Consider the following 15,164-nt stretch of genomic DNA (forward strand, 5'->3'; position numbering starts at 1 on the left):
TCCGCTCCGGGGGGCGCCCCTCGTCTCCCTGGCGCTCGTCCTGGCCGCCGCGCTGCCCCTCGCGGGCTGCGGCGGCCGGGCCGCCACCCACCACAAGCCCGGCACCAGCCACGAGCAGGCCACCGGAACCAGCGGCACCCTGCTCGACGCCCGCGACGAGACCGGCCACCGCCTCCGGGAGCTCCCCGCGGCGACCGCGCCCACCGTCCGGGTCGAGACCCGCCCCGACACGGAAGGCGGCTGGAACGTCCACCTCACGGTGGAGAGGTTCCGCTTCACCCCCGACAGCACCGGGGGAGCCGCCCTCCCCGGGCGCGGCCACGCCCGCCTCCTCGCCGACGGCAAGGAGATCTCCCGCCTGTACGGCAACTGGGGCTACGTACCCCCCGGCGTCCGCACCCTGACCGTCCGCCTCCACGCGGACGACCACACCGTCTGGGCCGTCGCCGGCGCCCCCGTCCAGGCAGCCGTCCGCCTGGGCGCCCCCGCCACCGCCCCGGCTGCCGCGACTCCCACGGCCACCGCCACGGCCACGGACGCAGGCACCGCTCCCGCCACCAAGGCCCCGCCCCCGACCCCGACCCCGACGCCGTCCCCGACCGCCGACACCGGACGGACCGTCACCCTCTCCATCACCGGCAAGACCGTCCAACCACCCCCGTCCCGCATCGAACTGAAGAAGGGTGAGCGCCTCACCCTCCGTATCACCGGAGACCGCGCCGACACGGTCCACGTCCACGGCTACGACCGCGAAGTCCCCCTCTCTCCCGGCACCCCCGCCTCCCTCACCCTCACCGCCGACCGCACCGGCCTCTTCGAGGTCGAGACCCACGGGTCCGGACTCCTCCTGACCCAACTGGTCGTCCGGTGACCGGCGTCCCGGCCCCGGGTCTCGGCCTCCCCCTCGCCCACGGCGTGGGCTCCCGCCACGACCTCCCCCTCTCGCCCTTCTACGCCTACGCGGGCGCCTTCGCCGCGCTCCTCGTCTCCTTCCTCGCCCTCGGCCTGCTCTGGTCCTCGTCCCGCTTCCGCGGCGACGAGGCGGGGCGGCCCCTCCCGACGTCCGTCCAGCGGGTGGCCGACGCGCCGGCCACCCGCACGGCCCTCCGCCTCCTCGGCGCCGCCGTCGCCCTCTTCTTCCTGCTCCACCTCCTCCTCGGCCCCGACGACCCCGACCGCAACCCCGCGGCCGGCGCCCTCTACGTCCTCCTCTGGGTCGGACTCGTCCCCGCCTCCCTTCTCCTCGGCCCCGTCTGGCGCCTCCTCAACCCGCTCCGCACCCTCTACGCGCTCCGTCCGCCACGGAACCCGCGCCCGCTGCCCGCCGCCGTCGGCATCCGCCCCGCGGCCGCCGGTCTCCTCCTCTTCACCTGGCTCGAACTCGTCGCCCCCGACAACACCGCCACCACCACCCTCCTCGCCGCCCTCGCCGTCCACCTGGGCGTCCAACTCCTCGGAGCCGCCCGCCACGGCGACCGCTGGTTCGCCCACGCCGACCCCTTCGAGGTCTACTCCTCCCTCCTCGCCCGTCTCTCACCCCTCGGCCGCCGCGCCGACGGCCGTCTCGTCCTGCGCTCCCCCTTCCACGGCCTCGACTCCACCCCGCAGACCCCCGGCCTCGTCGCCACCGTCTGCGTCCTCCTCGGCTCCACCGCCTACGACGGCCTCTCCGACAACCCCCGCTGGATCACCACCCTCCAGACCTCCTCCCTCGGCCCCACCGCCACGGCCACCCTCGGCCTCCTCGCCGTCACCGCACTCGCCGCCGCCTGCTACGGGCTCTGCGCCGGCGCCCTCCGCCTCATGGACCGGTCCCTCGCCACGCCCCTCACCTCCTTCGCTCACTCCCTCCTCCCCATCGCCCTCGGCTACCTCGTCGCCCACTACTTCTCGCTCTTCGTCACCGAAGGACCACGCACAGTCATCATGGCAGGGGGCACTGACAACGCCCTCGCGCCCGCCTCGCCCCTGGGTCCCGGCGGCCTCGCGACCCTCCAGGTCGCGGCGATCGTCACCGGTCACGTCCTCGGGGTCGTCGCCGCGCACGACCGGTCCGTCCGCCTCTTCCCGCCGGCCCGGGCCGTCGCGGGCCAACTCCCGCTGTTCGTGCTGATGATCGCGTACACCCTCGGAGGCATCGGCCTGCTCATCGCCTGACCCGACCGGAGCGGCATCATGGTCCTCGTGCCCCACAACAGTCCCCACAGCAGTCAGCGCAGCGGTCCGCCCAGCAGCCCCGGCGAAAGCCCCGGTGGCGGCCCCCGTTCGGTCCCGGCGCTCCGCCGCGCCCCCGTGCAGCAGCGCAGCGCCGAGCGGCTCGCCCGGATCCTGGACGCCTGCGCCGCGCAGCTCGACGAGACGGGCTACGAGCAGCTCAGCACCCGTGCCGTCGCCGCCCGCGCCGGAGTCCCCATCGGCTCCGTCTACCGGTTCTTCGGCAACAAGCGGGCGATGGTCGCCGCGCTCGCCCACCGCAATCTCGACCGGTACACGGAGCGGATCTCCGCCCGCTTCGCGCGGTCGCCGCAGCTCGACGCGTACGGGGCCATCGACGGCGTCCTCGACGAGTTCATCGCGATGAAGCGGACCGTCCCGGGCTTCGCGCTCGTCGACTTCGGCGTACCGACCGCGACGCCCGGGGAACCGTCGGAACCGCCGTCCGATGAGCCGTCGGAACCGCCGTCCGGTGAGCCGTCGGAACCGCCGTCCGGACCGCCGTCGGGAGCCGCTCCGGAGGCGGGGGACACCACGGCCGCGCCGGACGACGCCGCCATGGACGACCCCAACCTCCTCGTCGCGGAACGGATCTGCGGCCTGCTCGCCGTCCACCTGGGCCACGCCGCCGACGAGACCCTGCGCCGCAAGGTCCGCGTCGGCGTCGAGACCGCCGACACGCTGGTCCGCCTCGCCTTCCGCGCGGACCCGGAGGGCGACCCGGCCCTCGTCGACGAGACCCGCCAGCTGCTGTACGCCTACCTCGCGCCCGCCCTCACGGGCGCGTCGCCGCTGCCGTCACCGTAGTCCTGACCTGGGCTTTTGCTCGTATTGCTCACGCGTCAACATCTTGTTAAGGCCGAAAGGGGGCACCTAGCGTCATCCGCACCGCCGCTCGGCGGGAGTTCAAGGGTGAACGTGAGGTGTCCTCCATGCTGACCGTCCTCGGCTTCGCCATGATCGCGACCTTCCTGGTCCTGATCATGACGAAGAAGATGTCGCCGATCGCGGCGCTCGTACTGATTCCCGCGCTCTTCTGTGTCGCGGTCGGGCAGGGAGCCCAGCTCGGCGACTACGTCATCGAGGGGGTCGGCAAGCTCGCGCCGACCGCCGCGATGCTGATGTTCGCGATCGTCTACTTCGGCGTCATGATCGACGTCGGCCTCTTCGACCCGATCGTCCGGGGCATCCTGCGCTTCTGCAAGGCCGACCCGGTCCGCGTCGTCGTCGGCACGGCGGTGCTCGCCGCGATCGTCTCCCTGGACGGGGACGGCTCGACCACCTTCATGATCACCGTCTCGGCGATGTACCCGCTGTACAAGCGGCTCGGTCTGAGCCTCGTCGTCCTGACCGGTGTCGCCGCCACCGCCAACGGCGTCATGAACACCCTGCCCTGGGGCGGCCCCACCGCCCGCGCCGCGACCGCGCTGAAGCTGGACGCCGCCGACATCTTCGTACCGATGATCCCCGCGCTCGGCGTCGGCCTGCTCTTCGTCTTCGCCCTCGCGTACGTCCTGGGCCGCCGTGAGCGCAAGCGGCTCGGCTTCCTCACCCTCGACGAGGCGCTCGAACCGGGGGCCGAGACCGTCCTGGTCGCGGCGGGGGGCGCGGGAAGCCCTGGCACCGGCACGGGCACGGGCAAGGGTGGGGTCACGGTCACGGTCACGGGCACGGGCACGGGCACGGTCGGGGTCACGGGTACGGGTGCGGGCGCCGGCTCCGGAACCCCGGTCGCCGACGACGGCTTCCAGGGCCTCGACCCGAACCGCGCGACGCTGCGCCCCGGGCTGTACTGGTTCAACGCAGGCCTCACGGTCCTGCTCCTGGCCGCGATGATCCTCGAACTGCTGCCGATCCCGGTCCTGTTCCTCCTCGGCGCCGCGCTTGCGCTCACCGTCAACTACCCCGACATGGCCGAGCAGAAGGCCCGTCTCGCCGCCCACGCGGACAACGTCCTCAACGTCTCCGGCATGGTCTTCGCGGCCGCCGTCTTCACCGGCGTCCTCACGGGTACCGGCATGGTCAAGCACATGGCCGACTGGCTCGTCGGCGCGATCCCGGCGGGCATGGGTCCCCACATGGCCGTGGTCACCGGCGTCCTGAGCCTCCCGCTCACGTACTTCATGTCGAACGACGGCTTCTACTTCGGTGTGCTGCCGGTCCTCGCCGAGGCGGGCGCGGCGCACGGGGTCTCGCCGCTGGAGATCGCGCGGGCCTCGCTGGTCGGCCAGGCGCTGCACATGTCGAGTCCGCTGGTCCCGGCCGTGTACGTGCTCGTGGGCATGGCGAAGGTGGAGTTCGGCGACCACACCCGGTTCACCGTGAAGTGGGCGGCGCTGACCTCGCTGGTGGTTCTCGCCGCCGGGATCCTCTTCGGGATCATCTGACCGCCGGGTCTGCGCCGGACGGGCGACTTCGGAGGGTGGTGACGCATGTCGCCACCCTTCGTGTCCATTCCGTGACAGATAGTCGCATTATCGCTTTAATCGCCCGCCGCGCTTCCTTCGGAGGAACCCCGCATGGCCGCACGCATCGTTCGCTCCCTCGCCGCCACCGCCGCCACCACCCTGGCCTTCGGCGGTCTCGCCCTCACGGGCGCGCCCTCGGCCTTCGCCGCCCCCGGTGACAACGGCGACGTAAAGATCCACAAGTCCGGTACCGACCCCGACGACCAGCGGGACGAGCCGAAGGTCTGCGAGTTCTACCTCGCCGCCTTCAACTTCGACACCCTCCAGGAAGTCGACTGGTCGATCACCCCGCAGCCACCCAAGGCCGACGACCCCAACCTCAGCGGCCACATCACCCTGACCTCCGGCAAGGGCCACACGGAGGACCTCGCGCTGCCGGACGGCATGTACAAGCTCGTGTGGACCTTCGAGGGCGAGAACGGGGCCGGCAAGCAGAAGGTCTTCAAGGTCGACTGCCCCGACACCAACCCCACCCCGACCCCCACGCCCACCAACGGCAACGGTGGTCCCGGCGGAGGCCCCGGCGGCCACGGCAAGCCCCCGCACGGCCCGGTCGGCGCGGGCGGCGGCGGCAGCGCGCCGATCGCGGCGGAGGACTCCTCGGCCTTCGGCATCGGGGCCGCCGTCGCGGCGGGCCTCGCCGGTACGGCCGGACTGGTCCTGATCCGTCGCTCGCGCCGCCGCGACAATGGCGCCGCGTAGGTCCCGCCTCACGACCGGGCCCCGTCCCACGCCCGCGCTCCGCCCCGCGCCGCGATCCCGTCTCGCGCGCCGGCGGCGACGGCTCCTCCGGCTCGCCAGGACCGTCACGGCGACGTGCGTCCTGGTGGCCGGGGTGGCCTGGTGGGCAGGCGACGGGGAACCGGCCGGTCCGCCGCTCGCCGCCGGTCAGGCCGCGGTGGGAGCGGCGGCCGGCGCCCCGGCCGCCGTCGACCACAAGGCCGGCGGCCTGCGGACCGACGGCGCCGAGGGCGTGTCGCGGGCGCTCGCGAAACCCGAGCCCCCGCCCAAGCCGCCGCCCCCGCCCGCACCTCTGGGGCGCTCGCGCCCCACGGTGCTCGCCGTCCCGGCCATCACCATCGAGGCCCCGGTCACCACGCTCGGACTGGACGGCGAAGGCCGGCTCGCCACCCCGCCCGTCGACGACCCGCGGATCGTCGGCTGGTACGGGAAGGGCGCCACGCCCGGGGAGCGCGGCACGGCCGTGGTCGTCGGCCACCGTGACACGCGCAGCGGCCCCGCCGTCTTCCTGAACCTCGACTCGCTCAGCGCCGGGAACACCGTGCGCGTCGCGCGCGCGGACGGCAAGGTCGCCGTCTTCACCGTCGACCGGGTCAAGACGTACGCGAAGGACGCGTTCCCCGACAAGGAGGTGTACGGCCCCACCGGGCGGCCCGAACTACGGCTGCTCACCTGCGGCGGGACGTTCGACCGCAAGAAGGGGTACGAGGCGAACATCGTCGTCTTCGCCCACCTCACCGACGTCGACCGGGAGATCTGACGGTCGCACCGACGGGAGGGCGGCGGGAGCGGCGGGGCCCAGCCGCCCCCGCCGCCCCGGCCGCCCTCCGCCCGCTCCTCCCGATTCCCTTTCTCAGCGCCCCTCGCGGGCGTCGGCGACCCGGCGCGCACCCGCCGGGTACGGCAGTTCCGCCGACAGGGCCGCCGCCCGGTCGAAGCCCTCGGCCGCCTCCCCTTCGCGGCCGAGGGCCGCGAGCGCGGCGGCCCGGACCGTACGGGCCTCGACCTCCGCGAGCCGCTCCCCGGCCCGCCCCGCCCGGCCGGCCTCGGCCTCCGCCGCCTCGGCGGACTCCTCGGCCCGCCCGCAGGCCAGCAGCGCCCAGGCCCGCAGGTGGGCCGTCCCGGCCTCCCGGTAACCGGCGAGCAGCGTCAGCGCCTCCTCGGGGCGGCCTTCCCGTACCGCCAGTTCGGCGCGGGCCGACCTGACCTCGTACACGGCCTGGTGGTCGCCCTGGGCCACGGCCGTCCGCTCGGCCGGTTCGAGGAGCTCGCCCCCGCCCGGCTCCCCCTCCCGCATGTGCACGCGCGCGCGTGCCACGAGCGCGTAGGGCGCGCACCAGGCCGTCGGCGGCTCCGTGTCCCGTACGGCCGTCTCGGCGAGCTCGCGGGCCTCCGCCACCTCCTCCACCAGGAGGTGGAGCTCGGCCAGGTTGGCCCGCTCGAAGACCGTCGCCGTCGGATCTCCCGAGCGCTCGGCGAGCGCGAGGGCCCGACGGCCCGTCGCGATCGCCTCGCGCAGGCGCCCGCTGCGCCGGGACGTCTCCCGGAGGACCGAGAGGACCGAGCCGAGCAGTTGGGGATCGCCGTACGCCTCCGCGTGCGGAAGCGCGCGGTCCGCGACCGGACGCGCCTCCCCGAAGCGGCCCGCGAGCCCCAGCGAGGTCGCCCGCAGGGCCAGCGCCCTGGCGAGCAGCCCGCGCCGCTCCGGACCCGTCACGGTCCGGGCCGTGCCCTCCGCTGCCCGGGCGGCGGCGACCCCCTCCTCGTAACGTCCCGTCACGAAGCACAGCACCGCGCGGGCCAGGTGGTGCGCGCTCGCCACGGCGGCCGGGGTGTCGGGCCCCGGCGGCCAGGAGTCGAGGATCCGGAAGCCGGGCTCCGTGCCGCGGGTCTTCGGCAGCATCTCCGCGAGCCGCGCCGCCGCCAGGACCCGGCCGTCGGCGTCCCCGCGCCGGCCCAGCTCCTCCAGGGCCTCGTCGAGCAGCCGCGCCGCCTCCTCGAAGCGGCCGAGGCGGCGCAGGACCGCGCTGCGGTCGATCCGGGCCCGCGCGGACTCGGCGGCGAGCGCGTCGAGCCGGTCGGTGAGTTCGGCGTAGTAGCGGTCGGCCGTGTCGTTCGCGTACAGCGCGGCGGCGCGCTCGGCGGCCTGGCGGAGGTAGTCGGTGGCCCGGGGGTCGTCCGCCCTGGTCAGATGGGCGGCGAGGGTGTCGACGGCGTCGGGCCGACGGCGCAGCACGGTCTCCGCGTAGGCCGAGTGCAGCAGTCGGCGGCGGGCGGCCGACAGGCCGTCGTAGCAGGTCAGCCGCACCAGCGGGTGGCGGAACGCGAGCCCGGCGACGGGTCGGCCCTCGCTGACCACCGGCCGCTCCTCGACGACCGAGGCGGCGACCGCGGCCTCCACGCCCTCCGTCGCCTCGGCCGCCGAGAGCCGCGGGTGCCCGCCGCGACGGGCGACGTCGAGGACCTCGCCGAGGGCGGCGTCCTGCCCGGCGACCGCGACCGCGTCGACCACCCGGCGGGCCGCGGGACCCAGCCGGGCCAGGCGCTCGGCGACCAACTGCCGCACGCCCTCCGGAGCGCCGGGGCGCTCCTCGCCGTCGCGTACCGCCCGGGCCAGTTCGAGCGCGAAGAGCGGATTGCCGAGCGACAGCTCCCACACCCGCTCCGGTACGGCTCCGTCGGCGCCCACCACGTCCGCCGTGAGGGCGAGACAGGCCTCCCGGGAGAGCCGGGGCAAGTCGACCCAGGCGGCAAGGGACTGGCGGAGCAGCAGGTCGAGGGCCTGACGGCGGGGGTCGGACGCGGGAAGTTCCTCGGGGCGCACGGTGGCGAGAAGTCGCCAGGGCCTTCCGCCCTCCCTCGCCCGTCGCGCAAGATGGCTGAGGAGCTGGAACGAGCCCGCGTCCGCGGCGTGGAGGTCGTCCAGCACCACCATCACGGGCCGCTCCGCCGCCAGTTCCCCGAGCAGCCCCGCCGTCGCCCGGAACAGCCGGTCCCGCTCCTCCTCGGGACTCCGCCCGCTCTCCGGACGCACCCGCCCCAAGGACGGCAGAAGCGTCGCCAGTTCGGGATACTCCGCTCCCGCCCTGGCCCGCTCCGCGGTCGGCCGGTCCGCCAGCCAGCCGTCCAGCGCCTCGGCGAACGGGCCGTACGGCGTGTGCCCCTCCGCGTCGTGGCCCGCACCCCACAGCACGGCCGTTCCCTCGGCGGCCGCCCGCCGGGCGGCCTCCCCGGCAAGGCGCGTCTTGCCGAGGCCCGCCTCGCCCGTGAGGAGGAGGACGGGCGGGGAGCCGGCGTCGAGCAGCCGGGCGAGGAGGTCGTCCCGGCCGCGCAGCGGGGCGGAGGGCGGCTGCCGCACCACCGCCGGCAGCGCCGGCCCCACGGAGCGGGGGGCCGGGACGGGCGCCGCGAGGGCCGCGCGGTGCAGCCGCTCGGTCTCCCGGTCCGGGCGGACGCCGAACTCCGCCTCCAGGGCCTCACGGCACAGGTGGTACTGGGCGACCGCGCGGCGCCGCAGCCCCTGGCGTACGTAGGCCCCGATGAGGATCCGGTGCGCCTCCTCCTCGGCGGGGGACGCCGCGAGGACCTGCTCGGCCGCCGGGATCGCCTCCTCCGGGGCGCCCGCCGCCAGGTGGGCGGAGGCGAGGGCGAGCAGGGTGCGCTCGCGGAGTGCGGTCAGCCGTTCGCGGCGGGGCTGGGCCCAGGGGGCGTAGCGGTCCTCGGGGAGCAGCTCGCCCGTGAAGGCGGCCAGGGCGGCGGCGAGTTCGGTGCGCCCGCCGAGGGCCAGCGCCGCCTCGGCGAGGCGCTCGGCCTCGTCGGCGTCGATCCGTACCGTCCGCGGATCGAGGCGGAGAAGAGATCCCTCACTGGTCAGGTAGGAGGAGGTGGAGCGGGGAGCCAGTTCGGGTTCGATCGCCCGGCGGGCGGCGTGCAGCGCCACCCGCAGGCTGCCGAGGGCTGCCTGCGGATCGGCGGCCGGCCAGCAGATCTCCATGGCCTGCTCGCGGTGGAGGCTGTGGCCGGGGGCGACCGCGAGCAGCTTCACCAGCGTCCGGGCGCTCGGACGCGGCCACCGCTCGGAGAGCGGCGGCCCGCCGTCCCGGTCGATCCGGAACCCGCCGAAGAGTCGCACGCGCAGCGTCGTCGCCGCGCTCGTCGGTATGTCTGCGCTCATGAGGGCGCCCACTGTAATCGGTGCCCTGAGCAACTGAATGGCCCGGTCCGAGTCGGGAGACGCGGGAGCCGGTCGGTCCCGCTCCCGGGTGTTCCTGGTTCTGCCGCCGGCTCCGGGAGGAGGGCGAAGCCGACGCCCCGCCACCCCGTGCGGGTGGCCCGGGGGAAGGGCCCGGAGGGCGGGGCGGGCCTGGTCGGCGAGACTAGGGCGGCGCCGTTACCGGGGCATTACCGAGAGGCGAGGGGCCTGGGGCGAGCGGGGCAAGGGGTCTCGGTCGGCTCCGGGGCGGTGCGCCTGCACGGAGGCCCGGAGGCATGTCGGCACAAGGCGCGATGGGCTGCGCGGACCCGTGCCGTCCGTTCCGGCCGCACGAGACCCAGGGCACTCCGGAGGGCCCTGGCGCCGAAAAACTAACGGCGCTAGTTTGGGTGCGGACGACGAACCCGTCGGTAATGTGAGGAGACAGCGGATGAAGGCCCACGACGCGATGTACATCGGCGGGGAGTGGCGTCCCGCCTCCTCGGCGGAGACCATCCCCGTGATCAACCCGGCCGACGAGCAGGTCATCGGCCACGTCCCGGCCGGCACGGCCGAGGACGTCGACGCCGCCGTACGCGCCGCCCGCGCCGCCCTCCCGGCCTGGGCCACCACCCCGCCCGCCGAGCGCGCCGCCCGCATCGCCGCGCTCCGCGACGCGCTCGCCGCCCGCGCCGACGAGATCGCCGCCACCGTCACCGCCGAGCTCGGCGCCCCGCCGCAGCTCGCCGCCGCCGTCCACGCCGGACTGCCGATCGCCGTCGCCGGCACGTACGCCGAACTCGCCGCCACCCACCCCTTCGAGGAGAAGGTCGGCAACTCCACCGTCTACGCCGAGCCGGTCGGCGTCGTCGCCGCGATCACCCCCTGGAACTACCCGCTCCACCAGATCGTCGCCAAGGTCGCCCCCGCGCTCGCCGCCGGCTGCACCACCGTCCTCAAGCCCGCCGAGGACACCCCGCTCACCGCCCAGCTCTTCGCCGAGGCCGCCCACGAGGCCGGCCTGCCCGCCGGCGTCTTCAACCTCGTCACCGGCCTCGGGCCGGTCGCCGGCCAGGCGCTCGCCGAGCACCCGGACGTCGACCTCGTCTCCTTCACCGGCTCCACCGCCGTCGGCCGCCGCATAGGCGCCCTCGCGGGCGGCGCGGTCAAGCGGGTCGCCCTCGAACTCGGCGGCAAGTCCGCCAACGTCATCCTGCCGAGCGCCGACCTCCCCAAGGCCGTCGCCGTCGGCGTCGCCAACGTCATGTCCAACTCCGGCCAGACGTGCAGCGCCTGGACCCGGATGCTCGTCCCCGCCGAGCGCTACGAGGAGGCCGTGGCGCTCGCCGCCGAGGCCGTCGCCAAGTACGTCCCCGGGGAGCGCGTCGGGCCGCTCGTCAACGCCAAGCAGCAGCAGCGCGTCCGCGGCTACATCGAGAAGGGCCTCGAAGAGGGCGCCCGCCTCGTCGCCGGCGGCCCCGAGGCCCCCCGCGAGACCGGCTACTTCGTCTCCCCGACCGTCTTCGCCGACGTCACCCCCGAGATGACCGTCGCCCGCGAGGAGATCTTCGGCCCGGTCGTCTCGATCATCCGGTACGAGGACGAGGCCGACGCCCTGGCCATCGCCAACGGCACCGAGTACGGACTCGCCGGAGCCGTCTGGGGCGAGCCCGAGGCGGCCGTCGCCTTCGCCCGCCGCATGGAGACCGGCCAGGTCGACATCAACGGCGGCCGCTTCAACCCGCTCGCGCCCTTCGGCGGCTGGAAGCAGTCGGGCGTGGGCCGCGAGCTCGGCGTCCACGGTCTCGCCGAGTACCTCCAGACGAAGTCCCTGCAGTTCTGAGGGTCCTGTCAGTCCCTGACGGTCCTTGTCAGTCCCTGACGGTCCTGTCACGTCTGACGGTCCCGTCCGTTTCCGAACGGCCTGTCAGTTCCGAGTCACGAGGAGCACCGCACGTGAGCCTGATCCGCGCCGCCGTCCTGCCCGCCGTCGGCTCCCCCCTGGAGATCACCGGCATCGAACTCCCCGAGCCCGGCCCCGGCCAGGTCCGGGTCCGGCTCGCCGCCGCCGGGGTCTGCCACTCCGACCTGTCGCTCTCCAACGGCACCATGCGCGTGCCGGTCCCGGCCGTCCTCGGCCACGAGGGCGCCGGGACGGTCGTCTCCGTCGGCGAGGGCGTCACGCACGTCTCCGTCGGCGACGGCGTCGTCCTCAACTGGGCGCCGTCCTGCGGCGCATGCCACCCCTGCTCGCTCGGCGAGGTCTGGCTCTGTGCCGACGCCCTCGCCGGGGCGGCGAACATCCACGCCCGCACCGAGGACGGCACCGAGCTCCACCCGGGCCTCAACGTCGCCGCCTTCGCCGAGGAGACGGTCGTCGCCGCGAACTGCGTCCTGCCCGCCCCCGACGGCGTCCCGCTCACCGACGCGGCCCTCCTCGGCTGCGCCGTCCTCACCGGCTGGGGCGCGGTCCACCACTCCGCCCGCGTCCGCGAGGGCGAGACGGTCGCCGTCTTCGGTGTCGGCGGCGTGGGCCTGGCCACGCTCCAGGCTGCCCGGATCGCGGGGGCCTCGACGATCGTCGCGGTCGACGTCTCCCCGGAGAAGGAGGCCCTGGCGAGGGCGGCGGGCGCCACCGAGTACGTCGTCGCCTCCGGCACGACGGCCAAGGAGATCAGGAAGCTGACGGGCGGGCACGGCGTCGACGTGGCCGTGGAGTGCGTCGGCCGCGCCGTGACCATCCGCACGGCCTGGGAGTCCACCCGGCGCGGCGGCCGGACCACGGTCGTCGGCATCGGCGGCAAGGACCAGCAGGTGAGCTTCCACGCGCTGGAGCTCTTCCACTGGGGCCGTACGCTCTCCGGCTGCGTCTACGGCAACTCCGACCCGGCCGTCGACCTGCCGGTCCTCGCCGACCACATCAGGGCCGGACGCTTCGACCTCGGCGCGCTCGTCACCGAGCGGATCACCCTCGACGGCATCCCGGGCGCCTTCGAGAACATGCTCGCGGGCAAGGGCGGCCGGGCGCTGGTCGTCTTCCCGTAGTCACGCGTGGGCCGTGCCGCCCGCGGGTGGCACGGCCCACGCGCGCTCATGGCGTGCTCATGGCGTGCTCATGGCGTGCTCATGGCGTGCTCATGGCGTGCTCATCGTGCCGTCTCGGGCGCCTCGGGTGTCTCGGCCGCCGCGGCCCGCGGACGCGACCGCGACACGGCCACACCGGCCAGGCACAGCGCGCCCCCGACGAGGGTCAGCGCCCCCGGCAGCTCGCCCAGGAACACCCAGGCCAGCAGCACGACCAGGGCCGGTACGGCGTAGGTCGTCGCGCCCATCCGTCCCGCGGTCGTACGGGCCAGGGCATAGGCCCAGGTGGTGAACGCGAGCGCGGTCGGGAACACGCCCAGGTAGATCATGTTCAGGGTCGCGCTCAGCGGCGCCCGGCCCGCCTCCTCGACCAGCTGCCCCGCGAACGGCAGGCAGGCCGCGGCGCCCACCAGGCAGCCGAAGGTCGTCACCTGGAGCGCGCTGCCGTGGGCGAGCGCCGGCTTCTGGGCGACGACTCCGCCCGCGTACGCCACCGCCGCGACCAGGCAGAGCAGGACGCCGAGCACGGAGGCGTGTCCCTCGCCGGACATCGACAGGCCGACCGTGACCGCGCCCGCGAAGGAGACGGCCATGCCCGCGAGCAGCCGGGGCGGCAGCGACTCCTTCAGGAACCGGGCGCCGAGCAGGGCGATGAGGATCGGGCCGATGTTCACGATCATCGCCGCCGTGCCCGCGTCGACCTCCTGCTCGCCCCAGTTGAGGACCACCATGTAGACCCCGAACCAGAGCAGCCCGGAGATCAGGATCCCGGGCCAGGCCGCCCGGGGCGGGACGCCCTCACGGCGGACGACGAGGAAGACGGCGAGGACCAGAGCCCCGGCGAGCAGTCGCCCGAGGGCGAGCGCGCCGGGGGAGTAGGCTGCCCCGGCGCTGCGGATGGACACGAAGGCGGAGGCCCACAGGACGACGGTGACACCGGCGGCGGCGAGGGCGAGGCGCGAGGATCGGTTCGGCATGTCCCGACGGTAGGGCGAGAACCCTTCGGCGCTCACCGCAATATTCCGCACCCCGGGACCAGCCGCGGCGAACGGCAGAGCTAGCGCAGAGCCCCCGCCTCGATCCCCAGCGTCTCCCGCAGCGCCCGCTCGCCCTCGGCCGTCACCCTCACCGCCCGCTCCGACCCGATCCGTACGCACCAGCCGGCCTCCAGCGCGTGTGCGCAGAGCGCCGCGCCCGCGACCCCCGCCAGGTGCGGCCTGCGCTCGGTCCAGTCGAGGCAGGCCCGCGCGAGGGGCCGGCGGCCCTTCGGCACGAGGGCGACGCCGAGGTCCTCGAACCAGCCGAGGCCCCGGTCCGTGAGCGCGAAGCCCGTGTCCTGGCGCAGGAGTCCGCGCGCGGTCATGGCGTCGGTGACGGCGATGCCGAGCCGCCCGGCGAGGTGGTCGTAGCAGGTACGGCCCCGAGCCATCGCCGCCCCCGCGCCGGCGGCCCGCAGCGAGCGGGGCGGCGCGGGTGTCGCGGGCTCGGAGCGGGCGGCCAGGTCCTCGACGAGGTGGGCGACCCCGGGGTCGGCGAGGCGCACGTACCGGTGCCGGCCCTGCCGTTCCTCCGTGAGCACCCCGCCCGCGACGAGCTTCCCGAGGTGCTCGCTCGCGGTGGAGGGCGCCACGCGCGCGTGGCGGGCGAGTTCCCCGGCGGTCCAGGCGCGCCCGTCGAGCAGGGCGAGGGCGAACGCGGCACGGGTCTCGTCCGCGAAGAGCGCCGCGAGGGCGGCGAGGTCACTGGCTGCCATGCGCCAAGCCTGCCGCACTCACCGTTCGGCGGCGGCCGAACCGTCGCGGCGGGGGAACTGCGCCGCGAGCCCGTCGAGCAGCGCCCGCAGCCCGGTGTCGAAGGCCCGGTCGTCGACCTTCTGCCGGTGTTCCGCGAGGAGGTGGGCCTGGCCGAGGTGGGGGTAGTCGGCGGGGTCGTACGCCGTCTCGTCGTCGACGAAGCCGCGGGCGAAGGAGCCGAGGGCGGAACCGGTGATGAAGTACCGCATGAGCGCGCCGATCGAGGTGGCCTGGGCCGGGGGCCAGCCCGCGCGGACCATCGCGCCGAAGACGGCGTCGGCGACCCTGAGGCCCGCCGGGCGGCGGCCGGGGCCCTGGGCGAGGACCGGGACGATGTGCGGGTGGTCGGCGAGGGCCGCGCGGTAGGAGACCGCCCAGTCGTGCAGCGCCGTGCGCCAGTCGCGCCCGTCGGCCTCGTCGAACATCGTCAGGTCGATCTTCGCGCTCACCGCGTCCGCCACCGCGTCGAGGATCTCGTCCTTGGTGCGGAAGTGGTTGTAGAGCGAGGGCCCGCTGACCCCGAGTTCGGCCGCGAGCCGTCGGGTGGAGAGCGCGGCGAGCCCTTCCGCGTCGACGAGTGCACCCGCCGTCCCGACGATGCGGTCACGGCTGAGCAGGGGCTTGCGCGGTCGGGCCATGGCGCACATAGTAGGCACGGCAGATAAAACTAGC

Annotated in this window: 12 protein-coding genes; 8 read left to right on the top strand and 4 right to left on the bottom strand. The window is 75.1% G+C overall.

What is annotated here, in order from left to right:
- Nucleotides 1-28 precede the first annotated feature (28 nt).
- The 6 genes from AB0G79_RS17555 to AB0G79_RS17580 all read left to right on the top strand — a co-directional run bounded on the left by AB0G79_RS17555 (nucleotide 29) and on the right by AB0G79_RS17580 (nucleotide 6,183).
- Nucleotides 29-871: a hypothetical protein gene (locus tag AB0G79_RS17555; protein ID WP_360807419.1), complete on the top strand. Its 843-nt coding sequence runs from the start codon at nucleotides 29-31 to the stop codon at nucleotides 869-871.
- A complete protein-coding gene (locus AB0G79_RS17560) occupies nucleotides 868-2,157 on the top strand; it encodes a hypothetical protein (protein ID WP_360807230.1) in 1,290 nt (429 codons plus the stop codon). Before AB0G79_RS17555 ends, AB0G79_RS17560 begins: the two co-directional genes overlap by 4 nt.
- Before the next feature lie 135 nt (nucleotides 2,158-2,292).
- Nucleotides 2,293-3,021: a TetR/AcrR family transcriptional regulator gene (locus AB0G79_RS17565; protein ID WP_360807421.1), complete on the top strand. Its 729-nt coding sequence runs from the start codon at nucleotides 2,293-2,295 to the stop codon at nucleotides 3,019-3,021.
- A gap of 125 nt (nucleotides 3,022-3,146) precedes the next feature.
- Entirely contained in the window at nucleotides 3,147-4,601 is a 1,455-nt protein-coding gene (locus AB0G79_RS17570) for a citrate:proton symporter (protein WP_360807232.1), read from the top strand.
- Between the two features lie 132 nt (nucleotides 4,602-4,733).
- On the top strand, nucleotides 4,734-5,384 hold the full coding sequence (locus tag AB0G79_RS17575; RefSeq protein WP_360807234.1) for a hypothetical protein: 651 nt from the start codon (nucleotides 4,734-4,736) through the stop codon (nucleotides 5,382-5,384).
- Nucleotides 5,385-5,517: 133 nt separating this feature from the next.
- Complete coding sequence (locus tag AB0G79_RS17580; protein WP_360807236.1) at nucleotides 5,518-6,183, top strand: class F sortase; 666 nt, start codon at nucleotides 5,518-5,520, stop codon at nucleotides 6,181-6,183.
- Between the two features lie 93 nt (nucleotides 6,184-6,276).
- Here AB0G79_RS17580 and AB0G79_RS17585 read toward each other — a convergent pair whose 3' ends face one another.
- On the bottom strand, nucleotides 6,277-9,597 hold the full coding sequence (locus tag AB0G79_RS17585) for an AAA family ATPase (RefSeq protein WP_360807238.1): 3,321 nt from the start codon (nucleotides 9,595-9,597) through the stop codon (nucleotides 6,277-6,279).
- Between the two features lie 469 nt (nucleotides 9,598-10,066).
- On the opposite strand from AB0G79_RS17585, the gene AB0G79_RS17590 reads away from it, so the two are divergent.
- Nucleotides 10,067-11,458 (top strand): aldehyde dehydrogenase family protein, encoded by a 1,392-nt coding sequence (locus AB0G79_RS17590; RefSeq protein WP_360807240.1) that lies wholly within the window; start codon nucleotides 10,067-10,069, stop codon nucleotides 11,456-11,458.
- Between the two features lie 119 nt (nucleotides 11,459-11,577).
- Complete coding sequence (locus AB0G79_RS17595) at nucleotides 11,578-12,660, top strand: Zn-dependent alcohol dehydrogenase (protein WP_360807423.1); 1,083 nt, start codon at nucleotides 11,578-11,580, stop codon at nucleotides 12,658-12,660.
- A gap of 101 nt (nucleotides 12,661-12,761) precedes the next feature.
- On the opposite strand, the gene AB0G79_RS17600 is transcribed toward AB0G79_RS17595, so the two are convergent.
- From AB0G79_RS17600 to AB0G79_RS17610, 3 genes are all read right to left on the bottom strand, one after another.
- Nucleotides 12,762-13,676, bottom strand: a complete 915-nt coding sequence (locus tag AB0G79_RS17600) for a DMT family transporter (RefSeq protein ID WP_360807242.1) — start codon at nucleotides 13,674-13,676, stop codon at nucleotides 12,762-12,764.
- Nucleotides 13,677-13,756: 80 nt separating this feature from the next.
- Nucleotides 13,757-14,452, bottom strand: a complete 696-nt coding sequence (locus AB0G79_RS17605; RefSeq protein WP_360807244.1) for a winged helix-turn-helix domain-containing protein — start codon at nucleotides 14,450-14,452, stop codon at nucleotides 13,757-13,759.
- Between the two features lie 18 nt (nucleotides 14,453-14,470).
- On the bottom strand, nucleotides 14,471-15,130 hold the full coding sequence (locus AB0G79_RS17610) for a TetR/AcrR family transcriptional regulator (protein WP_360807246.1): 660 nt from the start codon (nucleotides 15,128-15,130) through the stop codon (nucleotides 14,471-14,473).
- Nucleotides 15,131-15,164: the final 34 nt, after the last annotated feature.

The sequence above is a fragment of the Streptomyces sp. NPDC020807 genome (assembly GCF_040641575.1).
GTDB lineage: Bacteria > Actinomycetota > Actinomycetes > Streptomycetales > Streptomycetaceae > Streptomyces.